This window comes from Chelatococcus sp. YT9 (assembly GCF_018398315.1).
GTDB lineage: Bacteria > Pseudomonadota > Alphaproteobacteria > Rhizobiales > Beijerinckiaceae > Chelatococcus.
In genome coordinates this window covers 520,548-544,326 of the sequence record NZ_JAHBRW010000002.1, presented here as the reverse complement: position 1 = coordinate 544,326, position 23,779 = coordinate 520,548, and the positions used below count along the sequence as shown (strand labels likewise).

The following is a 23,779-nucleotide window of genomic DNA, read 5'->3' as shown; positions in this document are numbered from 1 at the left end:
AAAGCCTTTCATTCCAACCGCTTCCGTGGGCGCAAAGCTCCGATCGTGGGACGCAACGCCGCCGGGGATAAGGGAAACGGACCGTGAATCGTTGGCCCTAGACAATGGTGATTGTCGGTAGCCTTGTCGAGGAGAACTTAGTGGCGCGGCTATAGATCCAGGAGCCCGCCGCCTGCCCATCGGAACGCCGACCTGCCGATTGACCGCCGGCGTGTCACCTTCGATCACGTCGGAAGGCGCCGAAAGATCTGCAGATCGGCCCGTCCCCCCTCACGGCATTGGTCCTGGAGGAGGGGCTTCTGCCTTCTGCCTTGAACGAAATGGTGGCTGAGGCGTTCTTTCCAGAGACATTTACTGGAGGCGTCAATGGACAACGATCAAGCGAAGGGATCGGGACAGGATTTGGCAGGTAAGGCCAAGGAGGCTGCAAACGAAATGTGGGACGCGGGGCGCGATAAGGTTGAAGGGGTGAAGCAGCAGGCCGCGGGAGCGACGAACCAAGCCTACGGTGCGGCAAAGGACATGACAAATCAAGCCGTTGAGGCTGGGCAAGCGTACTATGATGATGGCGTGCAGGCGCTGGGACGTCAGGTCGCCGCCAGCCCTCTCAGCAGCTTGGTAGTGGCAGGTATGTTCGGCGCAATCGTCGGCTGGGCGTGTCGTGCGAGAATGGACCACTCGGATTATCGAACGAGGCGCTAGCAACGCCGTATGGCGGAGCAGTTCCGCGGCAGGTTGCATGAGGATGAACGTCTAGGGAGCCGCCCGGCCGGGCGGCTCCCACACGTCAATTTCCCGGCAAATTTTGTGTTCAGACGAATAGTCCGCTCTCAAGCTGTCGCCCCATGAACTTGCGCGGTAGCTTGCTGTCCTTGTGTTGCAGCTTTTGGCCGCCTGCCACCTGCTTAAGACATTAATTCCGGCTAGTTTCAGCAACATCTTTGTCCATGAGGTGAAGACATGGAGCCAAAGCTCAAGCTTTTGGCATTGAACTGCACGTTGAAGCCAACGGGCGCGTCGTCAACTGAGAAATTGTTGAATGAAGTCGCTGCTGAAATGAGGGCTGACGTCGACGCGGAGTTGGTCCGGGTTGCTGCGCTCGACATCAAGCCGGGGGTGAGTTCCGATGAGGGCGACGGAGATGAATGGCCGAAGATCCGTGAAAAGATTATCGCCTGTGATGTTCTCCTGATGGGCTCACCGGTATGGCTCGGCCAGCCCAGCAGCGTTGCGAAGCGAATTTTGGAGCGCATGGACGCGTTTCTGGGCGAAACAGATAAAGTGGGTCGCACGCCAGCGTATGGGAAGGTCGCCGCAGTCGTCTGTGTTGGCAATGAAGACGGCGCTCACCATGTCTCCGCTGAACTTTTTCAAGCCTTGGCCGACGTGGGCTTCAGCATTGCCGCTGGCGGGCCTACCTATTGGGTCGGTAGGGCGATGGAGGACGTCAACTTCAAAGACCTCGACAGGACGCCTGACGTTGTCGCCAATGCGACCAAGATGGTTGCGAGAAATACTCTGCACCTTGCCCGATTATTGAGGGATCATCCCTATCCCGGCTATCTCTGACTTCCGGATCGGCCGGATGTTCCTGGACAAAGCTTCGGCCGAATCCAGCGATGTGGTCCGAGAAGCCCCCGTCCAACCATGGGCAGGTTTGCGGTGTGCATTTTTGCGCCGGGTCAAGCCAAGCCCGCTCCCACCTGGTACTGCCAGACTCCCTCGTCATCACGACAGCGCGGTATCGGGTGCAAGTTCTATGCACGGGTGGGCGTCGGCTTCTACGGTGAGCGCGTTCTCCGCTTGTCATTCGTAATAGGTGCCGCACATCAACTAAGCATTATCCGGATTTCATCGTGCAGAATGCCCATATTTAGTAGTAAACCTCAGGCCTTCAGAAGTATAAATGTGCCAATTATACTCAATTCAGGCGTTCCGCTTGGCGTGCAAGGCGGCGGTTATACGCTCAAGCCCGCGGTGGAACATGTGGGGTGAGCAGGCGTTGATGGTCAAACAGGCCGTCGGAGACCCCCATGAAAGCGCTCACCTGGCACGGAAAAGGCGACATTCGCTGCGAAAGCGTCCCCGACCCTCAGATCGAGGATGGACGCGATGCCATCATCAAAGTGACGGCCTGTGCCATTTGTGGGTCGGACCTGCACATTTATGGGGGCATTATCCCGGGAATGGAAAGTGGCGATGTGATCGGTCATGAAACAATGGGGGAGGTTGTTGAGGTCGGCCGAGACAACAAGGCGCTGAAAGTTGGCGATCGCGTCGTGGTGCCTTTCACAATCGCCTGTGGAGAATGCTTTTTCTGCAAGCGCGGGTTTCATTCTGCCTGCGAACGAAGCAACCCGAACCGGGAGGCCGCGACCAAATTATGGGGAAACTCCCCCGCCGGTCTTTTCGGATATTCACACCTTCTGGGGGGATATGCCGGCGGGCAGGCGGAGTACCTGCGCGTGCCTTTTGCCGACGCAGGACCGCTAAAGGTGCCCTCGAGTCTGTCCGACGAGCAGGTGCTCTTTCTCTCCGATATTTTCCCGACGGGATATATGGCGGCTGAGTTCTGCGAGATTCAGCCGGGTGATACCATCGCGATCTGGGGATGTGGCCCGGTTGGGCAGATGGCGATCCGTTCGGCTTTTCTTTTAGGGGCAGAGCGCGTGATTGCGATCGATACTGTCCCGGAGCGCTTGGCCCTCGCTCAGCAAAGCGGTGCCGAGACCTTGGATTTCATGGCGGAGGATATCTACGATCGCATCATGGAACTCACCAAGGGGCGGGGGGCTGACGCTTGCATCGATGCCGTGGGTACCGAAGCGGCGACGACGGCAAGTGCCGATTCCATGCTTGATCGAGTCAAGGTCGCGCTCTTCATGGGCACGGACAGGCCCCATGTGCTGCGTCAGGCAATCCATTGCTGTCGCAATTTCGGAACTGTCTCTATCGTAGGCGTTTACGGGGGCTTCCTCGACAAAGTACCGATGGGCTCAGCGATCAATCGCGGCTTGAAATTCCGGATGGCCCAGACCCCCGTGCAATCCTATATGGGCAAGCTGCTCAAGCACATCGAGACGGGGGATATTGATCCCTCTTTCGTCATAACGCATCGCGCTTCTCTAGAAGAGGGGCCGGATCTTTATAGCACCTTCCGCGACAAACAGGACGGCTGCATCAAAGTCGTTCTGCGTCCTTAGAGCATCGGAGAATATACGATGGCTTCCACTCCACGCCCGCTCGCCGTTGTGACCGGTGCCTCGACCGGGATAGGCCGCGAGTTAGCCCGTATTGCCGCTGAACGCGGTTATGACCTTGTCATTGCCGCCGACGAAGCTCGGATCGATGAGGCCGAACGACAGCTCCGGACCTACGGCGGTGCAGTTACATCGGTTCAGGCTGATCTTGCGACGATGGCAGGTGTCGACGAGCTTGTTGAGGCGGTTCGCCGGACCGAACGCCCGGTGGAGCTGCTCATGGCGAACGCCGGCCTCGGGCTTGGCCATGCATTCCTGGATCAGGACATCGCCGATTGGCGCCGGGTGGTGGATACCAATATCACTGGGACGCTTTACCTGACGCAAAAAATTGGCCGGGAGATGCGCGCGCGCGGCGCTGGCCGAATCTTGATTACTGGATCAATAGCCGGCTTCATGCCAGGATCCTTTCAGGCCGTCTACAATGGCACGAAGGCATTTCTCAATTCATTTTCCTTCGCGCTTCGAAACGAGCTGCAAGATGCCAATGTCAGCGTGACGTGTCTGATGCCCGGCCCGACTGACACCGAGTTTTTTGAACGGGCAGGAATGATGGACACTTCGGTCGGTCAAGGTGCAAAGGATGACCCGGCCGATGTCGCAGAGATTGGCTTCCAGGCCATGATGGATGGTGAGGGCGACGTTGTGAGTGGCTGGAAAAACAAGGTTCAGGCAGCGGTGGCAAATGTGACCCCGTCTGCGGCCCTCGCTGCCCAGCACCGGCGAATGGCCGAGCCCGGATCAGGCCAATCGTAAGGCAGCCATACCCCTCGCCGCCGCCGTCGCATCTCGGCTATAATGGCCGAGCATATCGAGGGAGGCGACCACATGGCTCTAAGCGGCAGCTGCCTGTGCGGGGATGTCACTTACGAAATTGATCAGATCGACATGCCGATTGGGCATTGTCATTGCATAACCTGCCGGAAGGCTCATGCAAGCCCGTTCACGACGACGGCCGGTGTATTGCGCGAGCATTTGAGGATCAGGAGCGGCGGAGAAAGTTTGCGGGCGTACGAATCGTCGCCGGGCAAGCTCCGACGGTTCTGTAACAAATGTGGAACTCACCTCTTTGCTGAGCGGCCGGTACAGCAACACGTGATCTTGCGTGTCGCGACGCTCGATCAGGATCCGGGTGTGCGCCCCGAACACCACATATGGACGTCACATGATGTGCCGTGGCTCGACCCCGACTGCCCATCCTTCCCGGAATGGCAGCCGGGCCGCTGAACGAACCTGGATTTGGCTGCGCTTGACGCAGGTCCATTAGATATTCAAGCCCGCACTTCCGCGCCCGGCGGCAACTTGCACCCGCGGCACTTGATCGAATCTCGAAGATCCTTTGTGACCGGGGTAAGGCTAAGCCGCCGCCCACACGACGGCGAGGCAGTGCCGACCGGCTGTCACTGTGCCTTTTGTTGTGGCTCGAGGCGATTTCCGCTGGTGTTGGAATTCGGCTGGGAACTCGTGCTTGGTGTCGGAAGAGCGCGTCCGGCGTAGTTGAACGCGGGCGGCGGGGAATGGGTGAGGTCGCCCTTCGCAAACGGCAAGGTGGGTCGCCGGGGAATGCCCCCCGTCGAGACCATTGCATCCGCGTTCCTACGCGCCTGGCTGCCCTGAGGACTTCCCGGAGGGCTGCCAGTCGTTGAGGGAGGGGACGGTTGATCGCCAGAGGTAGCTTGCGTATTCCATTGAATGGCGGAGAACGGCACCCCCACGAGGCTGGTGCCCATGTTCAGAAAACCGCCAAACTTGAGCACGACCGTTGTCATCTGCCCGCTACTGTTGACCAATACGTCCTCGATCTCACCGATTTCTTCACCATTGACATCATATACCTCAAGGCCGTCGAGCTCCGTCGCGCGCCATTCCCCCTGCTTTTGAGCAGTCACGAATTCGAGCTTGGAAAGGGGGCCGCCAGCGCCGCCCGGTTGCGGAGGCTCCTGGGGTTTTGTTTGAGCGAATGCGGGCAACCCGAGGAGTGCCACGAAAGTGATTACAACAGAACCGGTTGCTTTAATGTGGGCTCGCCGTTGGCGTTTGAGCTTACTTGTCATGGGACGCTTGAATCCAGCTTCGTGAGGGCGTTTTGACTGCTGCAATCCCGGGCGTTTGCTTGGAAGGCAGGCTCTGCCTTGGGAGCGGGCAAGTCTCGCGTCAGGAGCAGGCTGCCGCCGCAAGGCGCCCGAGTACGCAGGTGCGGGAATATCGAGTCAACATTGGCGAAACGGTCATGTTCCAAACGGATGAGTTTATTTTGACGTGACTTCGGCTTCTCGGACTTGCCGGTGCATGAGCCCCTCCTCAATGGAGCAAGACGTAGCGCGCCGCCGCCGCATAACGGCCGCGTGGACGTCCGAAACCAGCTTTTGATCCTGGCCCGAGCGCTGGGCGCTTAACGGTAGCGCTGCTCGATCCAGTCGAAAAGCCGGCCGAGAGGGCCTGTGGAATAGGCCAATCCTTGATAGATCGTGCCGGCGCAGCGCGCCCATCCGGTGTAGAGCCAACGCGTATGGAGACGCCGCGCCAGATGAAAGAGCCGATGGCTCCAGCGGCTGATGGAATAACGGGCGCGATAGATCAGGCGCCGGCGGATCGCGAGGCCCACCATCCCAGGCAACACTCGCTTTTTTGGCTTTAATCCGGTGCGGTGCCAAGAGAGCCGGTACGCGAGCCCCTCCCGCCGCTGCCGAAAACCGGCCGCCTGTGTCTCTTTGACGAAGGCTGCGTCCACGGGTTCGAGAGAGAGGCGTTTTTCGCTGAGGCCTCGCCGCACCAGCGCAAGCAGCGTGGGGGAGCGTATGATGACGACATTGGTCCCGCGGCCATCAGACGAGAAGGGCTCGACCCAGGCGTCGCCGAAAGCTATATCAGCGGTCTCCGCCACAACATCATCGCAGAAATTGCAAGCCGAATTCTGGAAAAACCCAGCGCCCCAATCGCCATCGACAAGGTTCCACCAGTCTTCCTCGCGAACAGCACCAGAGCGCTGCAAGAAGTGCGCGCGGTACCAATTTGCGGGGCGGCTTTCGTTCTTAACGCGGAAGTCGAGACGCTCGACCTCGCCAAAGGGCACGTCCATTTGCCAGGCGAAGCTCTCGGCGAGCCGAGCACTTTTCATATGGCCGCAGAACAGTCCGAGGGTGAAGACGATCCGCTCGCGCAGCATCGGGTCGTGTCGTCTGAGCAGATGAACAGCTTTGATGAAGCACGGTACGCCGACAACGGCATAGCGGCCCGGCTCGTCGCGTATCCTTTGCAAAATTCTGGAGAGTTCAACAGGATAGTAGCGGGATTTGGCGCCGGCAGGTAGCGCGTCGGGGTCCCGCGTCAGGCTGTAATCGAAAAACCGCCCGCCGTTGTGGCCGCCGGTTTCAACGACATGCGCGACGGCATCCACCAGGTCCGCGCGCATCAGTTCACTGGCGACCCAGGTCACCAGTCCACCCGAGCTGCCGTTGTGCCGGAAATTTCCTTCCGCGACGTGGCCGACATAGACGGCCTCGTGGCAGCCGATCAGTTCGTCCCGCTGAGCGGGATGCGGAAATCGCTCTCGCGCAATTTCATCCTCGTTGGCCGCCAGGGGCGAGAAGGGGCAGATCGCCGCGAAGGCGTCAGGGCGGATGCCGGGCCGCGACGAGTGGGGCTTTAATTGGCCGAAAGCATCCCAGCCCATGGCGAGGTCATCGCTTAGGGCGGCGCAGGCGCCACAGCCGATGCAGAGGCCACTGCCGACGATGGTTTCGGGGCTGATTGCATCCGCGACCGGCATTGAGCGGTCCTTTCAGTTCAAAACGCCAGCGAGGTAGTTTGCGGACGAGTTTCGCAACAACGCGATGCGCGTCGCGATGGCGGGATCAAGTGGCTCGGTTAATTGGCGGTCGACCTCGGCGATGCTCGTGGCTTCGTTCACCAGATGGGCTTCGGCATTGAGCAGGGCGATGAGGTCGCGGAGCTTGTTGAACCGATAAGACGACGGCGCGCAGGCGAACGGCTTTTCGTTGAGGAGAGCGAAGACGCAGCCGTGGAAGAAGTTCGTCGCGATGCCGCGGGCATTGGCCATGAGCGCCGCGAACTCCTCTGGTCCGGCGCTGAGGCGTTGTTCGTCAGCCCAGTCGTTGCGGTAGCCGATGCTCATGACGCGCCAGTTATGGCGGTCTGCCGCCGCCCGCACGGCGGCAGCGAACCAGGGCGCGAAGCTATGGCCGTACACGGCTAGATAAGGCCGTCCGTCGCCAGCCCGCGCCCTGGCCGCGACTTTCGGAAAAAGCAGGCAGGGGTCGAGGGTCAACGCGGGTTCTAGACCTGTCGCGGCGCGGACAATCGCGCGCGAGTTTTCATCACGCACCGCGAGCGCCGAGAAATGCCGGAAACGCTCAGGCCATGGAGCCGGCAAGCCTTCCGCAGCATCGTAGTTGCCGAAGCTCGCCGCATAGGACGCGACGCGGTCCGCACGCAATCCGTCACCGAAGAAAAGCCGCTCTTGGCCGTACCAGGGATGGTGCAGGTTCCATACCTCGTCGCTTCCGACGAGGACGAGATCATGGCCTTCCATATCGTCGGGATGATCGAGATCAAACCGCCTGGAGAGTGGCAAGGCATCGATCGCCTTGAGGAATTGGCGCGTCTTGTCAGCATAGCGCGGATAGTCTCCGTGATGCCGCGCCGGCAGCAGCGGCGACAATGCGCAGCGATACTCCGCTCGCGCAATCCGTGGAGAATCGTGATCGAGCAAGACCGCGTCATATCCCAGCCCCCGTAAGCCTTCCACGAGGCAACGGGCCTGCCAGTAGGAGCCATAATTAATGCAGCGATGGAATGTGAGGATTCCGATCCTCGCCATCTGGTCCCCCTGTGTGGAGCGATTGGAGCGCGGGAGCCTGGCGGGGCTCGTCCATATTTCTGAGTGGCAATGCCGGCTGGTGGCGAACGCCGAGTTCACTCCCGCGCTTCCAAACGGAACAGCGCAAGCGTCGGTGAGTTCCCGGCAAATGGGGCCCGCAGCCCATGCGCCCGCCTCGCCGGCCGAGCGCGATGGACGGCGGCGAACAGCTGCGAATCCGGCGGGTCAGCCGCGCCCATATAGACGATCGATGATGCGGGCGGCGTCGACGAGATGGTCGGCCGCGGAATCATATCCGCCGCCTTCAGCAAGGGCCCGGGCCCAGGCCGCCGCGGCGCGGCCACCCCAGGCATCTGGAGGGCGGACCAGGCATTCGCGATTGGTACCCAAGAAGCGTTCGGCGCTGAAATCATAGAAGGAGCCATCGACGTTGCGGAAAGCGGCGCCGCCCTGCGTGCCGTAGAATTCCGCCGCGATCACCGCGTCCTGACCGGCATGGAGCCGCCAAGAGCAGGCCAGCCGGACAAGGATCCCATTGTCGAGTTCAAGTGTGGCGACCGCATAATCCTCGACTATGCCCGCATCCGAGGGAAGTCTGCTGCCTCCTGCGAACAGATGCGAGGAGACGTTGATTACCTGGGGAAAGTCGAACATCCAAAGGGCGAGATCGACGAGATGGATGCCGAGATCCATCACCGCGCCTCCGCCTGATTGAGCGGGGTCGTAAAACCACGGCTTGTCGGGCCCATAAGCATTGTGAAAGACAAGGTCCGCCGCATAAACCTGGCCCAGGGCGCCCGACCTCGCCAATTCGCGGATGCGGCGCAGGCCCTCGGTGTAGCGGTAGGAAAAATCGACGCCCAGAAGGCGGTTGCGCGCCCGGGCTGCCGCGACAACGGCTTCGGTCTCGCGCGCGTGGCGCCCGAGCGGCTTCTGGCAGAAGACAGCGACGTCGGCTTCCAGGGCTTCGAGACATTGCTCGGCATGCAAGGCGCTCGGCGTCGCGATGACCACGCCATCAAGATCGTGCCGTAGCAAGGCCGCCAATGAATCGACATGCTCGGCCTGCGGCGCGAGCGCGCAAGCCGCCTCAGCCATGGCGGATGCGGGCTCGACGAAGCCGGCGACTTCGATTGCGTCTGTCGCCAGCATAGCCTCCATGCGGTTGCGGCCGATCCAGCCGACACCGACGAAGCCCACGCGCGGACGCCGACGCGGCCTCTGCCGCTGACCGTCGACAGGGAATGCCGTCATGGCCGCACCACGGCTTTGACGAAGCCGTCTGGGCGCTCGGCGGTTGCATCGAGCGCCGCGCCCAAGGCATCAAGAGGGAATTCATGGGTGCATAGTAGCGCTGGATCAAGCCGGCCTGCGTGGACTGCCGCCACGCCCATCCGCATACCCTCGATATAAACCTTGGGATCGCGTTCATGCGCGTTGATCACGTCTATGCCACGCCAATTCCACAGCCACATGTTCACCTGGCGCGGCCCGTCCTGGTGATAGCCTGCGACGACGAGCCGGCCCCGCTCCCCTGTCAGTTCTCCTGCGAGATCGAGCGGCCCCTGTTTGCCGACTGCCTCGATGACGCGTTCGCACAGGGCGCCCCCGGTCATATGCGCGACGGCCTCGACGACCTCCTGGTGATCGGCGAGGGCAAGGGCTTCGGTAGCGCCCATCCGGCGCGCGAGATCCCGGGCGAAGCTGCGGCGCGAGATGGCGATCACACGTGCGCCGGCGTCTGTGGCGAGGCGGGTGAGAATGGCCCCGAGGAAGCCGATGCCGATGATGGCGACGGTCTGTCCGGGCTCGATCCCGGCGCGGTTGAAGATGTTCATGGCGCAGCCGAGTGGCTCGCCGGGTATGCTGACATCATCGAGTTCCGGCGGGAGCGGCACGACAGCCCCGGCATCGGCAAGATCATATTCCGCATAGGCATGATAGGAGAGGGCGGCGACCCTGAGGCCGACCATCGCTTCATCGACATCCGGGCCAACGGCATCGATGCGTCCCCAGCCTTCATGGCCGAGGTCGCCCGGCGCGGTGGGAAAGCGCATCCAGTCCGGGCCGGACCAGGGCACCAGATTGGAGGCGCAAACTCCGCATCCCTCGATCTGAATACGCACCTGGCCGGCTTTTGGCTCCGGGCGCGGCACGGCATGGATCGAGACGCGGCCAGGGCCTTCGATGACGGCTGCGCGCATGCTCGGGATCGCGCCGGGCGATGACCCGGCGCGCGATGCAGTCCTCGCGTCCACGAACTGACCTCCTCCTGATCCTTGATCTTTGCCAACGTGCGCGGGAACAAAGATGTTCCCCAAGGCCTTGGGACGACATGCTCGTTTATGGCGATCGCTCCCGGTGTGAGAATTCACGCGATATCCTCGATGAACTCGATGAACGCGCACGTTTTGACGCCGACCCTTGCTCGTCCTGGATCATGCGTCATGGGCAACTTGTCGCGCTCTTCATCCGCGCTGCTGAACTTGTGCAAGGGTTGGAGGATGCCCGCTTCAAGGCAACGGGCTCCGATGCCCTGGTGCCGCAGGCGCGGGCCCGTGCGCAAGCCTTGAGGGCGCTGGCAGGGTCCGTGCTCCGCTCGTGGCTGAACCGTGACCTGCCGCACGCGAGAGCGGTGGGCGAGGTTCTGCAGGCTCTGCGCGCGGCCTCATCGTCCGGGACGATCACCACCAGGACGGGCGAGGGCTACGCCTATTATGCTGTTTATCCTGAAAGCTATGGGCTTGCGGCCCAAGCGCTCGCCGGTGCCGTGACTAGCGTGATCGGCCTGCGCAGCATTGGTGCCGGCCTCGGGGCGATGGTTGCGGCGCGCGCGGGGGCAGGCTTGTTTGTCACCCTGCGCCCGTTCGGTGATCCTTTCCAGCGGAGCTTCCGTCTCGCGCCGGATCTCCGCGCGGCTTTGGCGCGGCGAACTAACGGCATCTTCGCGGTCGTTGATGAAGGCCCCGGCCTTTCGGGGAGTTCGATGGCGGGCTGCGCCGCCGCCCTGGAGGCGCTTGGGGCAGAGCCAGACCGCGTTCACTTCTTTCCCTCCCATGGCGGCCTTCCAGGATCAGAGGCGAGCGAAGAGGGCCGTTCGCGCTGGCGCAGAGCCCCGCGTCATGTGGTGACGTTGGACGACCTCGTGACCCTGGACGGTAGGTCACGCGCCGAGACAACATCGACGCCTATGGCCATGCCCCTTGCGAGCTGGGTCGAGGACCTCACCGGTCCGCCACTTGGCCCGCTACAGGACATTGGAGGCGGTCGTTGGCGAGATCTACGGGTCTATGACCCTCGCCCACCTGGCGGAGGAATACGCGAGCGGCGCAAGTTTCTCCTGCGTTGTGAGCGGGGAACCTTTCTGCTGCGCTTCGTTGGTCTTGGCGCCACGGGAGAAGCGGTGCTCCGCCGTGCCAAGCCCTTGGCAAGCGCGGGATTCGCGCCGGCCGTGCTCGGGCTTCGCCACGGCTTTCTCATTGAAGAATGGGTGGATGATGCGCGCGGGATAGATCTCCGGGCGGATCACCCCGCATTGATTGTACGGCTAGCGGATTACCTCGCCTTCAGGGCTCGCCAGTTGCCCGCTGTCTGCGGCGATGGAGCCAGTCTCGAGACGCTGGCGGCCATGGCGGAGCGGAATTGTGAGATTCTTTTTGGACGAACATCTGCGGGCCGCGTGCTTGCCGATCGTAAGGCGCAGTGTCCGCCCAGCTTCGAGCGGGTCGAGACGGACAACCGGCTTCATGCTTGGGAGTGGCTGCGCACGTCGAATGGTCGCATCCTGAAGACGGACGCTTTTGATCATTGCAGCAGCCATGACCTGGTTGGCTGCCAGAATATCGCGTGGGATGTCGCGGGAGCTTGTCTCGAACTTGATCTTGACGGTCACTCTCTCGCCGAGCTGATAAGGCTCGTGGGTGCGCGCGGCGTCAGCATTCATGAGCCCCTGCTTCGGTTTTATCTCCCTTGCTATGCGGCTTTTCAGGCTGGAAGCTTCTACTTAGATGCTCAAGCAACCGTAAGCGAGGCAGAGCGCCGAATACTTCAGAACAAGCTATCGAAATACAAGGGATATCTAAGTACTTCCGTTTTTCAGGTATAAATTCGGAACCATCTTTGTAGCTACCCGTTCAGCCTCAGACTGATGAGCCACACGGGAGTAACCCGATGTCCGAAAGCAGCACCACAACAGACCACAAAACCATCCGTCAGTGGGTCGAGGAGCGTGGCGGCCGGCCGGCGCGTGTCGCAGCCACAGGAAAGGGCAAGGACCCTGGCATTCTCCGGTTCGATTTCGGTGATCCTGATGATTCCCTTGAAGAGATTTCATGGGACGAATTCTTCAAGAAATTCGACGAAAGCGAACTCGCACTTCTCTATGAAAAAGAAGGAAAAAGTAGGTTCAATAAGTTGATTCATCGTCGGCAATCCTGAAAGCCGAGTTCATCATGAAAACAATTTTGATAACTGGGGGCGCCGGCTTCATCGGCTGCCACCTCGCAGCCGCATTGCTTGCCAAGGGCTATGCCGTACGCGTCCTCGATAATCTCATCGATCAGGTGCACAAGACGAAGACTGCGGTGCGTCTGCCCGACGCTGTCTCGTTTCACGAGGGTGATATTCGTGACGCGGACAAGGTTGCGCAGGCGCTCAGCGGGGTCGACGGGGTCGTCCATCTGGCCGCTGAGGTTGGCGTCGGACAGAGCATGTATGCGATCGACCGCTATGTCTCCGTGAACGATTACGGCACTGCCGTGCTCTTCCAGCAGCTCATTGAGCAGCCCGTGAAGCGAGTGGTCGTCGCGTCTTCCATGAGCATCTATGGAGAGGGTCTCTACCGCCGCGCGGACGGAACCCTCGTCGAGGATGCGGTGCGTGTTCAGGGCGCGCCGGGGCAGTGGGATCCGACGGATGCGGATGGCGTGGCGTTCACGCCCTTACCCACGCCGGAAAGCAAGCGGCCATCGCTCGCCTCAGTCTACGCCCTCTCGAAATATGTCCAGGAGCGCCTGACGCTAACCCTCTGCGCCGCCTACGGCATGGAGGGGGTTGCCTTGCGGCTCTTCAACGTCTACGGGCCGGGGCAGGCCCTCTCCAATCCCTATACGGGCGTCTTGGCGATCTTTGCGTCGCGCCTTCTCAATGGACGAGCGCCACTCGTCTTTGAAGATGGCGAGCAACGGCGTGATTTCGTCCATGTGGCCGACGTGGCTCGGGCGTTCGTTCTGGCGCTCGAACATCCGGAGGCTGCCGGCCAAGCCTATAACATCGGCAGCGGCGATCATCGCACGATCGCCGAGGTGGCGCGTGTGCTGGCAGCCGCCATGGGGCGGCCCGAGATCGAGCCGGAGATTACCGGCAAGGCACGGGCTGGCGATATCCGACACTGCTTTGCGGACATCACGGAGGCGGAAGCCAAACTCGGCTTCCGCGCCAGCCGCGATTTCAGCGATGGTCTCGCCGAGCTCGCGGAATGGGTCGCCCAGCAGCAGGCTGTCGATCACGCCGAGGATGCAAGGCGCGAGCTTGAAGCCAGAGGGCTGGTCGCATGAACATGAGCGTCGCGACCCGGCCAGTCGTCATCACCGGCGGCGCCGGCTTCATCGGCAGCAATCTCGCGGATCGCCTCGCTAGAGACGGCCATCACGTGCTGATCTTCGACTCGCTGGCGAGGCCTGGGGTTGAGCGCAACGTCGCGTGGCTTGCGGCACGCCATGGACCCGCCGTCAGCCTCATGAGAGAGGACATTCGCGACGAGCGCGCCGTTGCCGCGGCCCTCGCACAGGCGCGGGCGGTGTTCCATCTCGCCGCTCAGGTCGCGGTTACCTCGAGCCTCGTCGATCCCCGCGAGGACTTCGCGATCAACCTCGCGGGCACTCTTAATGTACTGGAGGCCCTGCGCGCGCGACGGGAGCCCGTACCGCTTGTCTTCGCGAGCACCAACAAAGTTTATGGCGACCTGGCCGACGTCAGCCTTGCGGACGAGGGCGGGGCCTATCGACCGGTCGACACCGGTTTGAGGGCGAACGGCATCGATGAGAACCGGCCGCTCGACTTCCACACGCCCTACGGCTGCTCCAAGGGCGCTGCGGATCAATACGTCCTCGACTACAGCCGCAACTTCGGCCTTCCCACGGCCGTTCTCAGAATGAGTTGCATCTATGGTCCGCGGCAGCTCGGCACCGAGGATCAAGGTTGGGTCGCCCATTTCATGATCCGAGCCCTGCGAGATACGCCGATTACCATTTATGGCGATGGCCACCAGGTACGTGACGTACTCTACATCGACGACGCCGTGGAAGCCTATGTGCGGAGCTGGCAGTCGTTGTCGCGGCCCGGCTCGCCGATATCAGGACGTGCGTTCAATCTCGGTGGCGGCCCGGCCAATGCGGTGAGCCTGCTTCAGCTCACAAGCCGCATGGAATCCATGCTCGGGCGACCCGTCACGCTGAACTTCCAAGACTGGCGCGCTGGCGACCAACATTATTTCGTCGCCGACACCCGGCGTTTGACGGAGCAGCTCGCGCTGCCGACGCCGCGGCCATGGCGCGTCGGTCTTGAGCGCCTCGCCGCGTGGCTTGACGCGGAGCACGCGCCAGTCGCAGCGCCGCAGCAAGTCGCGAGGGTGTGAGATGGGCGAGGCACTTCGGCCCATCGTCGAGCCGCGGCGGGAGCTCAAGCTGTTCATGACTGCGGATGCTGTCGGCGGCGTGTTCACCTATGCGATTGAGCTCGCAGAAGCGTTGACGCGACATGACGTTCGGACCACGCTCGCGCTGCTCGGCCCTGCGCCGAGCGCCGCGCAGCGCCGCCGTGCCATGGTGGTACCCGGCCTTGAGCTTCTCGAGACGACCGCCTCGCTCGATTGGCTTGCTGATGACGAAGATGCGGCGACCCGTGCAGCTGAGACCATCGCCGACCTTGCGTCGCGCCACACGGCTGAAATCGTTCATCTCAATACGCCGACCCTCGCCCTGGCGCCTTTCGAGGTGCCGGTTGTGGTCGCCCTGCATTCCTGCCTCGCAAGCTGGTGGGAAGCCGTCAAAGGGGGACCGATGCCGGCCGATTTTCGCTGGCGTACCGCCCTGACCGCCAAGGGGCTGCGCGAGGCCGACGTTCTGGTGTGTCCGAGTGCAGCTTTTGCGAGCCAGGTCCGAGCGCTGTATGGGCGTATGCCCCACGTCGTGCATAACGGGCGCACGCCCCCGCTCAGCGATGGCTCCCAACACGTGGCAGCGGATCCGATCGCGGCGACCGAGATGCCTCTGGCGGCAGGCCCGACCTTCGTCTTTACCGCTGGACGTTTATGGGACGAGGGCAAGAACATGCGGACCCTGGTCGATGCCGCTCGCCTGATGAAACTGCGCGTGAAGGCGGCCGGCCCGCTCGTCGGGCCGAACGGCACGTGCATCGGTGTGCAGACAGTCGAACCGCTTGGTGCGCTTGATGCCGAGGCGGTGCGCGCGCAGCTCGCCTCCCGGCCAATCTTCATCTCAACCGCGCTCTATGAGCCGTTCGGGCTGTCGGTGCTGGAGGCGGCGCAGGCTGGTGCGCCGCTCGTGCTGTCGGACATTCCCACCTTCCGCGAGCTTTGGGACGGTGCTGCCCTATTCGCGCCGCCACGGGACGCGGGAGGCTTCGCAAGCCTCGTCAATCGCCTCGCCGACCGTCCGGATTTACGCAATGACCTCGGCAGCGCGGCCCGTCGGCGCGCGGCTCAGTACACGGTGGAGACCATGGCGGCGCGCATGAAGCAGATTTATTCCGGCGTGATGGCCGACCGGAAAGGGGCTGCCGCATGAGGATCCTTTATTTCGCGCATTCCCTGCTCTCCTGCTGGAACCATGGCAACGCGCATTTTCTGCGCGGCGTTCTGCGCGAACTGATCGCGCTCGGCCATGACGTTGTGATCTTTGAGCCGGCGAACGCCTGGAGCCTTGCCAACCTGTTGCGAGACCACGGCGATGCCGGGCTTGCACCCTACCGCGCGGCTTATCCCGAGCTCGCCTCCACCCCCATGCAGGCCGATTTCGATGCCGCCGCCGCGATCGAAGGCGCTGACCTCGTCGTGGTTCATGAATGGAATGATCCCGCTCTCGTGGCGGCCCTCGGCGACGCGCGTAAGCAGCAGCCGCATGTGCGCCTCTTGTTCCACGACACCCACCATCGCGCCGTCAGCGATGCAAATGCAATCCGCACCTTCGATTTATCGGGCTATGACGGCGTGCTCGCTTTTGGCCAATCCCTAGCCGACGTCTATCGTCGCTGGGGATGGGAGGAGCGCGTGTTCGTCTGGCATGAAGCTGCAGACACACGGCATTTTCGCCCGCCTGACGCACCGCAGGAGCGGGCGGGGCTGGTCTGGATCGGCAATTGGGGCGATGGCGAGCGTAGCGCCGAGATTGAGGACTTTCTCCTCCGCCCCGCTGCCAAGGCAGGTCTGCCGCTCGACATTTTCGGGGTACGCTATCCCGAGGCTGCGCGGACCAAGCTTGCGGCGTTCGGCGTGACCTACCGGGGCTGGCTGGCGAATGCGTCTGTGCCCGCCGTCTTCGCTCACCATTTAGCGACCGTGCATGTCCCACGCCGGTACTATTCTTCCCTCCTTCCCGGGATCCCTACGATCCGCGTCTTCGAAGCGCTCGCCTGCGGGATTCCGCTCGTGAGCGCGCCATGGGAGGACAGCGAGCACCTCTTTACCCCAGGCCGGGATTATCTCGTCGCTCGCGACGGCGAGGAGATGGCACGGCATCTGCGCTGCCTCGCCGAGGAGCCTGCGCTGCGCGCGGAACTCGCGGCCCAGGGCCTCTCGACCATCCGCGCCCGCCATAGCTGCGCCCACCGCGCCCGTGAGCTCATCGACATCGCGGCGCGAATCCCGTCATCCAAAGTGGAGGCTGCCGCATGAAAATGGCGTTCTACGGCTCGAGTCTGCTGTCATCCTACTGGAATGGGGCCGCCACCTACTATCGCGGTCTCCTCCGCGACCTCGCCGGCCGCGGCTATGAGATCACCTTCTACGAGCCGGACGCTTTCGACCGCCAGCAGCACCGGGACATCGAGCCGCCTGAATGGGCCGACGTCGTGGTCTACCAACCCCATGAAGCGGACTTGCGCCGGGTGATCGCCGATGCGCGGCGTGCCGACGTGGTGGTCAAGGCGAGTGGCGTCGGTATCAACGACGACGCTTTGCTGGAGGGGGTGATGGCGGCGGCGCATCCCGATGCCATCCGCATCTTCTGGGACGTCGACGCGCCGGCGACGCTGGCAAGCCTTGCGTCCGCGGCGGGTCACGGGCAGCTGCTTGGTGCCGGCCGACTTACCTCCGAGCCCCCGGCCATGTCCCCGGAGATCATCCGGCGGGCCCTGCCGGGCCTTGATCTGGTATTGACCTATGGCGGCGGTCCGCCCGTGGTCCGCGCCTATGAGACTTTTGGCGCGGCGCGTTGCGTCCCGGTCTACAATGCGCTCGATCCGGACACGCATTACCCGGTGGCGCGGGATCCCCGTTTTTCCTGCGATCTCGCCTTTCTCGGCAACAGGCTGCCGGACCGCGAGGAGAGGGTCACGCAGTTTTTTCTCGTGCCGGCCGCACGGCTGCGCGAGCGGACCTTCCTTATCGGCGGCAATGGCTGGGATGACCGTGCGATGCCGCCGAACGTGCGGCGCATGGGTCATGTCTATACACGCGACCACAATGCTTTCAACGCGACACCGCGGGCGGTGCTGAACATCGCGCGCAGTTCCATGGCCGAGACAGGCTATTCGCCTGCCACCCGCGTCTTCGAGGCGGCGGGCGCGGGGGCCTGCCTGATCACCGATGCCTGGGAAGGTATCGAGCTCTTCCTCGAGCCGGGCCGTGAGGTTCTCGTCGCACGGGACGGGCTCGATGTTGCCGCTCTCCTCGACGACCTCTCCACGGAGCGTGCGGAGGCGATCGGCAAGGCTGCGCTCGCGCGGGTTCGCGCGGAGCACAGCTATGCCCATCGGGGCGCGCAGGTCGACGCGCTTTTGCGCGAAACCTTTGCGGCCAAGCGCGAGAGGAGGCTCGCATGCGTGTCGTAGTGCTCGGGCTTAGCCTATCGTCTTCCTGGGGGAACGGCCATGCCACGACTTATCGGGCCCTGCTGCGCGCCTTCGCGGCGCGGGGACATCAGGTGATGTTCCTCGAGCGGGAGCAGTCCTGGTATGCGGACCACCGCGACCTGCAGACGCCTGATTTTTGCGAGCTGACGTTCTATACCTCGATGAGCAGCCTTATGCGCCACCGTGAAGCGATCCGTGACGCGGATGCGGTCATCGTCGGGTCCTATGTTCCGGACGGGATCGTCGTTGGCGATCTCGTACGACAGACGGCGCGCGGCACAACCGCCTTCTACGATATCGACACCCCCGTCACGCTCGCCGCGCTGGAGCGCGGGGACTGCGCCTATCTCGCCGCGGATCAGATCTCCGGCTACGACCTTTATCTGTCGTTTACCGGCGGCCCGACACTCGATCTCCTGATGGACCACTACGGGTCACCCGATGCGAGGGCCCTTTATTGCTGTGTCGACGAAACGTCCTACCGTCCTACCCAAGCAAGTCAGGTCTATGATCTTGGCTATCTCGGCACCTATTCAGCGGACCGTCAGCCAACCCTCGAGCGGCTTCTCATCGAGCCCGCCCGGCGTGCGCCCGAGCGGCGTTTCATTGTCGCTGGACCGCAATATCCACCCGAGATCGACTGGCCCGCGAACGTGGAACGGCGCGATCACGTCCCTCCGGCAGATCATCCTGCATTCTACAATAGCTGTCGCTTCACGCTGAACGTGACACGGGCCGACATGCGACGCGCGGGCTATAGCCCTAGCGTCCGGCTGTTCGAAGCGGGGGCTTGCGCGGCGCCGATCATCTCGGATCCCTGGGCGGGGCTTGATGAGCTATTCGAGCTGGGGCCCGAGATCGCCTTGGCCGAGGCGCCCGAAGATATGCTGCGCCTCCTCGCTATGGACGAGCCCGCGCGCCAGCGCATGGGCCAGGCGGGGCAGGCGCGCGTTCTCGCGTCTCATACCGCGGCAACGCGAGCCAGCGAGCTCGAAGCCTATTTCAACGATGTGGCGGAACGACGTGGGGACGCGGCCCGGGACGACGAGCGGGCGACGGCCACCAGGCACGTCAAGGAAGCGTCCTATGAAAGGTCAGGTCATGAAGCACAATGAAGAAACGATTGCCGTTGTTGCCGGCGCCGCCGGTTTTGTAGGGTCCCATCTGGTCGATGCCCTGCTCGCCAGGAAGCTGAGGGTGGTCGGCATTGATAATTTTCAGACCGGCCGTTTCGAAAACCTCTCGCATCTGCAGCACGAGCAGCGCTTTGATCTGATCGACGCCGACGTGATCGACGCGCCTCCGGCAAAGCTCACGCGCGGCTCGAACAAGCCACGCTACGTCTTCAATCTCGCCTGCGCTGCATCGCCGCCCCACTACCAGGCCAATCCTGAGCATACGCTCATGACAAGCGTGGTGGGGACAAATCAGTTGCTGCATCTCGCTGAGATGACGGGCGCGCGCTTTGTACAGGCCTCGACAAGCGAGGTCTACGGCGATCCGGAAGTCCATCCTCAGCGCGAAAGCTACTGGGGCCACGTCAATCCCGTCGGGCCAAGGGCCTGCTATGATGAAGGCAAGCGGGCGGCCGAGGCTCTCACCTTCGATTTTCTGCGCGCCAAGCGGGTGGATGCGCGCGTCGCGCGGATCTTCAACACTTACGGGCCGCGGATGCGGGCGGATGATGGGCGGGTGGTCTCGAATGTCATTACCCAGGCCTTGTCGGGCGACGACATCACCATCTATGGCGACGGGGAGCAGACGCGCTCATTCTGCTACGTCGACGATCTCGTGCGCGGCCTCATCGCGCTGATGATGCATGAGGATGAGTACCGGGGAGCCATCAATCTCGGAAATCCAAAGGAAATCAAAGTGCGAGAACTGGCCGAGCGCGTGGCGCGGATGACGGGCACGCGATCGACCATCTCGTTCCGGCCGCTGCCGGTCGACGACCCCCGGCGCCGCCGGCCGGACATCACCGTCGCGAAGCGAGTGCTGAAGTGGCAGCCGGTTGTGCCACTTGCCACGGGCCTCATCCATACGATCGAGCATTTCAGGGCTGTGGCCGATGCAGCCGCGACGTTGCCCCTGCACGCCGCTTCACGCAAATCGCAGGCCGCTGATGGAAATAGGCTTCCGGCCCCCTGACGCCGGAGTGGGCTGATCAGAACACGCCGGCCGCTGGATCTTCGAGCATCCGTCGGTCGATGCCGCTGCCATAGCGGCGGATCATCCGGGCGCAGAATTCTGCGAATTCCTCCGGCACCGCCGGCGGACTGGTGTGATGAGGGGCAAGACCTCGATGCTCCGGAGTGAAGCAAAAGGTGACCGTGACGTCGAAATCATCGAGCGCAGTCATCATGCGGTCGAACCAGCGATCGGCATCCGGCCGAAAGCTATCCGCCCATGACAACCCCGTACGAAGATAGGTGATGCCGAGGCGTTTCATCCACGCGACCGCGTCATCGAGCCGCGGATCTTCGAAGTGAAACCATTGCACTACGCCCATCGAGGGGACGTAACGCGGAAAGTCGTGCAGGGCCGGCTTGAGCGTGCCGTCGGCGCGGATGAGCCCCATATGGAAATGGCGATAATAGGAGGAACCTTCCGCCTCCTTGTGCCGGGTAGTCGCGCCCCATTCCATCGGTAGGTCGTAAAGGCTATACCAATGGATGCGCGGGGCTTTGCCTAACAACAGCTCTGCCGTGCGATTGAGGCCCCAGACCTGAACCTCGTCAGCGCCGAATGTCGAGACCCCTACCTCGCTCACCCAGACCGGCAGCTCAGTCACACCGCGGATTTCCTCGATCTTGGCCGGCCATTCGTGAATCTGCCAGAGGTTCCAATCGAGCGGAAAGCCATGGACGGCGACTGCTTCCATGTGGGACAGCACGCCTCGCGCCTTCATATTGGCGATGAAGGCGGGGTCAATCGGGGAGATGCCGCCGAGCACGCGCGGGATATGCGAATTTTCGGCCGCAATAGCCTGGCCTGCCCGTATCGCCATGTCGGCGAACAACGCCCAATCGGGATCAAGCTCGGGATCCCAATGCGACTTGTTGTTGGGTTCATTCCAAATCATCGCCGCTTCAATCATGGGCACCTCGGGCGGGATAGACGGCGCCTTCCCCTGCGGGGGCACCTGCGGGGCGACAGAGATAAACCTCTTCCTCCGGATGGCCGATGATCTCGAAGCCGGAGGATCGCAGCATGGCCTCGACACAGGCCCTGTTCGGCAGCCACCAGTTGGTGGGGTCGTCTGCGTAACGCTGCTCGATGAAATGCATCTTGGGGAAGCCAGCATCCTCGAAGAGTGCGGTATTCCAGAAGTTGTGGTTCTCTCCAACCGCCGCCACCGCCTGGCTGCCGCGCTGCATGGACTGAAACACCATTAGCTCGCCCATCACATGCTCCCGGATGAGATCGAGTGCCAGGAGGGGGTGCCGCAGGTGATAAAGCACGCCCATGAAGAGCACGACATCGAACCGCTCGCCGAGCGCCGCGACGTCATAGACTGACAACCTCTCAAAGCTGATGTCGAGCTCAGCCACCTCGGCGGCAAAGCGCGCCTGATTCAGATAACCCACGTCATAATCGATGCCGAGTACGCGGGAGGCGCCGCGGCGCTTCATTTCCAGCGAATAGAAGCCGCCGTTGCAGCCTATATCCAGAACGGATTTTCCCGTGAGATCCGCCGGAATACTATCTGCGAAGTATTTCCATTTGGTGCGGGGGTAGTCACCCAGGAAATGGTCGGGCGCCGTCGCAACGCCTGCGAGATCGAGATTATGAAACCACGGTCCCAGCGCACTGACGCGCTCCTCGATCTCCGCTCTGGTCAGTTTCATGCCAAGACCTCCCTGATTGGAGTCAGTCGACGCGTTCGTTCAGTCCCGTGAGCCGCGCGCCTTGGGCGTCGATGACGAGACGTGTGATGGAGGCGGGCGCGATGTCGATGCGCCACCAGTCGTCGATACGCAGCCCAAGGTGATACATCACCGCAGCTTTGATCACATCCGCATGGCTGACGAGCGCCAGCGTGGCGTTCTCGCGTCCCTTCGCCATGAGTTCCATGGCCGCGAGCACGCGGGCCTGCACATCCACCATCCGTTCGCCGGCGGGGGTGCTTGCCAGACTGCGTGCTTCATTCCACCTGCGCCAGCTTGGCTCATGATTGAGTTCGCCGAAGATGCGGCCCGACCAGCCGCCAAAATCAATCTCGTCGAGGCCGTCCATGATCTCGGCGGGCTGAAGGGCGCAGCTCTGCGCGATGGCAGCAGCGGTTTGGCGGGCACGCTCGCGCGGGCTTGTGAAAAGCGCCTCGATCCGCTCGCCGCGCAGGCGTTCGCCAAGCCGACGGGCCTGAGCTAGACCATCTGGCCCGAGTTCCACGCCGGGCCGGCGACCGGCGAGAAAGGCGCCGACATTGTCATGGGCGGCGTGCCGTAGCAGCAGGAAGGCTATCACGCGACCGTACCCGCCGCCGCGCCGTCACTCCCGCCGATGAAGCGGCGCGTCAACTCACGGGCTTCGTCGTCGGTGAACTGTTGTGGCGGTGACTTCATGAAGTAGCTGCAGGGGCCGATCAGGGGGCCGGACTGTCCGCGGTCCATCGCGAGCTTGGCGCAACGCACGGCGTCGATGACGATCCCGGCTGAATTGGGCGAATCCCAGACCTCGAGCTTTACCTCTGCATTCAGCGGGACGCCGCCGAAGGTTGTGCCCTCCAACCGGATATAGGCCCATTTCCGGTCTTCAAGCCATGGCACATAGTCGCTCGGGCCCACATGAACATCGTTTGCGGGCAGGGGCACATCGAGCTGACTGGTAACGGCTTGCGTTTTCGAGATCTTCTTCGACGTGAGGCGCTCGCGCTCTAGCATGTTCTGAAAATCGGTATTGCCGCCGAAATTGAGCTGGTAGGTATGGTCGAGGCGCACGCCGCGCTCGCGGAAAAGATTGGCAAGAACCCGGTGAACGATGGTGGCGCCGACCTGGCTCTTGATGTCATCTCCGATGATCGGCAGGCCGCGGGAGGCAAAACGTTCGGCCCATTCGCGCCGCGAGGCGATGAAGACCGGCAGGCAGTTGACCACGCCGCAGCCGGCCTCGAGAGCCTGCTCCATATACCATTCGTTGGCACGCTGAGAGCCAACAGGCAGATAGGACACGAGGACGTCGGTGCCGCTGTCGACCAGAGCCTGCGCGACATCGACGGGCGCGCGAGGCGATTCCGGCACCACATCGGCGACATAGCGGCCGATCCCGTCGAGGGTCATGCCGCGCTGCACCTCGACGCCCCAGGGGGGAACTTCCGAAAATCGCCGGGTGTTATTGGGCGAGGCGAAAATTGCCTCGGAGACATCGAGGCCCACCTTGGTAGCGGCGACGTCGAAGGCCGCGGATATTTCGATGTCCCTGACATGATAGCCGCCAAGGGAGGCGTGCATGAGGCCGGGTACGGGTTCGTTGCCGTCGGCATCGCGATAATAGGCCAATCCCTGCACCAGCGATGATGCGCAATTGCCGACACCGACAATGGCGACACGGAGCTTTCCTGCAACCACGTCTTCCTCCGTGCGGACGAATA

23 protein-coding genes are annotated in these 23,779 nt (G+C 62.6%); 14 read left to right on the top strand and 9 right to left on the bottom strand.

Annotated elements, in window-relative coordinates; translation table 11 throughout:
• Positions 1-366 precede the first annotated feature (366 nt).
• From KIO76_RS22570 to KIO76_RS31800, 5 genes are all read left to right on the top strand, one after another.
• Positions 367-702, top strand: coding sequence for a CsbD family protein (locus tag KIO76_RS22570; RefSeq protein ID WP_213325839.1), 336 nt, complete (start codon positions 367-369; stop codon positions 700-702).
• A 258-nt stretch (positions 703-960) separates the two neighbouring features.
• Complete coding sequence (locus tag KIO76_RS22565; RefSeq protein WP_213325838.1) at positions 961-1,569, top strand: flavodoxin family protein; 609 nt, start codon at positions 961-963, stop codon at positions 1,567-1,569.
• Positions 1,570-2,033: 464 nt separating this feature from the next.
• Positions 2,034-3,203 (top strand): zinc-dependent alcohol dehydrogenase, encoded by a 1,170-nt coding sequence (locus KIO76_RS22560; RefSeq protein ID WP_213325837.1) that lies wholly within the window; start codon positions 2,034-2,036, stop codon positions 3,201-3,203.
• 18 nt (positions 3,204-3,221) lie between these two features.
• The gene (locus KIO76_RS22555; protein WP_213325836.1) at positions 3,222-4,016 is read left to right on the top strand and encodes an SDR family NAD(P)-dependent oxidoreductase; all 795 of its coding nucleotides are present in this window, start codon (positions 3,222-3,224) and stop codon (positions 4,014-4,016) included.
• A gap of 42 nt (positions 4,017-4,058) precedes the next feature.
• Positions 4,059-4,487, top strand: coding sequence for a GFA family protein (locus KIO76_RS31800; RefSeq protein WP_363316842.1), 429 nt, complete (start codon positions 4,059-4,061; stop codon positions 4,485-4,487).
• A gap of 173 nt (positions 4,488-4,660) precedes the next feature.
• Here the strand turns inward: KIO76_RS31800 and KIO76_RS22545 are convergent, their stop codons facing one another.
• The 5 genes from KIO76_RS22545 to KIO76_RS22525 form a co-directional block, all read right to left on the bottom strand.
• Complete coding sequence (locus KIO76_RS22545; RefSeq protein WP_213325834.1) at positions 4,661-5,314, bottom strand: PRC-barrel domain-containing protein; 654 nt, start codon at positions 5,312-5,314, stop codon at positions 4,661-4,663.
• A 338-nt stretch (positions 5,315-5,652) separates the two neighbouring features.
• A complete protein-coding gene (locus KIO76_RS22540) occupies positions 5,653-7,029 on the bottom strand; it encodes a Coenzyme F420 hydrogenase/dehydrogenase, beta subunit C-terminal domain (RefSeq protein ID WP_249730003.1) in 1,377 nt (458 codons plus the stop codon).
• A gap of 12 nt (positions 7,030-7,041) precedes the next feature.
• Positions 7,042-8,100, bottom strand: coding sequence for a polysaccharide pyruvyl transferase family protein (locus KIO76_RS22535; protein ID WP_213325833.1), 1,059 nt, complete (start codon positions 8,098-8,100; stop codon positions 7,042-7,044).
• A 225-nt stretch (positions 8,101-8,325) separates the two neighbouring features.
• Positions 8,326-9,354: a Gfo/Idh/MocA family protein gene (locus KIO76_RS22530; protein WP_213325832.1), complete on the bottom strand. Its 1,029-nt coding sequence runs from the start codon at positions 9,352-9,354 to the stop codon at positions 8,326-8,328.
• Positions 9,351-10,304 carry an MDR/zinc-dependent alcohol dehydrogenase-like family protein gene (locus KIO76_RS22525; RefSeq protein WP_213327071.1) on the bottom strand — a complete coding sequence of 318 codons (954 nt, stop codon included), beginning with the start codon at positions 10,302-10,304 and terminating at the stop codon, positions 9,351-9,353. Before KIO76_RS22525 ends, KIO76_RS22530 begins: the two co-directional genes overlap by 4 nt.
• A gap of 131 nt (positions 10,305-10,435) precedes the next feature.
• Between KIO76_RS22525 and KIO76_RS22520 the strand changes: the two genes are divergently transcribed.
• The 9 genes from KIO76_RS22520 (at position 10,436) to KIO76_RS22480 (ending at position 20,337) form a co-directional block, all read left to right on the top strand.
• The gene (locus KIO76_RS22520; RefSeq protein ID WP_213325831.1) at positions 10,436-12,205 is read left to right on the top strand and encodes a hypothetical protein; all 1,770 of its coding nucleotides are present in this window, start codon (positions 10,436-10,438) and stop codon (positions 12,203-12,205) included.
• A gap of 65 nt (positions 12,206-12,270) precedes the next feature.
• Positions 12,271-12,537 (top strand): hypothetical protein, encoded by a 267-nt coding sequence (locus KIO76_RS22515; RefSeq protein ID WP_213325830.1) that lies wholly within the window; start codon positions 12,271-12,273, stop codon positions 12,535-12,537.
• An 11-nt stretch (positions 12,538-12,548) separates the two neighbouring features.
• Entirely contained in the window at positions 12,549-13,655 is a 1,107-nt protein-coding gene (locus KIO76_RS22510; RefSeq protein ID WP_213327070.1) for an NAD-dependent epimerase/dehydratase family protein, read from the top strand.
• The gene (locus tag KIO76_RS22505; RefSeq protein ID WP_213325829.1) at positions 13,652-14,734 is read left to right on the top strand and encodes an SDR family NAD(P)-dependent oxidoreductase; all 1,083 of its coding nucleotides are present in this window, start codon (positions 13,652-13,654) and stop codon (positions 14,732-14,734) included. Before KIO76_RS22510 ends, KIO76_RS22505 begins: the two co-directional genes overlap by 4 nt.
• 1 nt (position 14,735) lies before the next feature.
• A complete protein-coding gene (locus KIO76_RS22500) occupies positions 14,736-15,905 on the top strand; it encodes a glycosyltransferase family 4 protein (protein ID WP_213325828.1) in 1,170 nt (389 codons plus the stop codon).
• On the top strand, positions 15,902-17,011 hold the full coding sequence (locus KIO76_RS22495; RefSeq protein ID WP_213325827.1) for a CgeB family protein: 1,110 nt from the start codon (positions 15,902-15,904) through the stop codon (positions 17,009-17,011). Before KIO76_RS22500 ends, KIO76_RS22495 begins: the two co-directional genes overlap by 4 nt.
• Complete coding sequence (locus KIO76_RS22490; protein WP_213325826.1) at positions 17,008-18,168, top strand: CgeB family protein; 1,161 nt, start codon at positions 17,008-17,010, stop codon at positions 18,166-18,168. Before KIO76_RS22495 ends, KIO76_RS22490 begins: the two co-directional genes overlap by 4 nt.
• Positions 18,156-19,304, top strand: coding sequence for a CgeB family protein (locus KIO76_RS22485; RefSeq protein WP_213325825.1), 1,149 nt, complete (start codon positions 18,156-18,158; stop codon positions 19,302-19,304). Before KIO76_RS22490 ends, KIO76_RS22485 begins: the two co-directional genes overlap by 13 nt.
• Positions 19,276-20,337 carry a UDP-glucuronic acid decarboxylase family protein gene (locus KIO76_RS22480; RefSeq protein ID WP_502761904.1) on the top strand — a complete coding sequence of 354 codons (1,062 nt, stop codon included), beginning with the start codon at positions 19,276-19,278 and terminating at the stop codon, positions 20,335-20,337. Before KIO76_RS22485 ends, KIO76_RS22480 begins: the two co-directional genes overlap by 29 nt.
• A gap of 16 nt (positions 20,338-20,353) precedes the next feature.
• On the opposite strand, the gene KIO76_RS22475 is transcribed toward KIO76_RS22480, so the two are convergent.
• Genes KIO76_RS22475 through KIO76_RS22460 form a run of 4 tightly spaced genes read right to left on the bottom strand, consistent with a single transcriptional unit; the run spans position 20,354 to position 23,756 of the window.
• Positions 20,354-21,286, bottom strand: a complete 933-nt coding sequence (locus KIO76_RS22475; protein ID WP_213325824.1) for a beta-xylosidase — start codon at positions 21,284-21,286, stop codon at positions 20,354-20,356.
• The gene (locus KIO76_RS22470) at positions 21,279-22,037 is read right to left on the bottom strand and encodes a TIGR04290 family methyltransferase (RefSeq protein WP_213325823.1); all 759 of its coding nucleotides are present in this window, start codon (positions 22,035-22,037) and stop codon (positions 21,279-21,281) included. Before KIO76_RS22470 ends, KIO76_RS22475 begins: the two co-directional genes overlap by 8 nt.
• Positions 22,038-22,059: 22 nt before the next feature.
• Positions 22,060-22,656, bottom strand: a complete 597-nt coding sequence (locus tag KIO76_RS22465) for a histidine phosphatase family protein (protein WP_213325822.1) — start codon at positions 22,654-22,656, stop codon at positions 22,060-22,062.
• Entirely contained in the window at positions 22,653-23,756 is a 1,104-nt protein-coding gene (locus KIO76_RS22460; RefSeq protein ID WP_213325821.1) for an inositol-3-phosphate synthase, read from the bottom strand. The genes KIO76_RS22465 and KIO76_RS22460 overlap by 4 nt, the downstream gene beginning before the upstream one ends.
• Positions 23,757-23,779 lie beyond the last annotated feature (23 nt).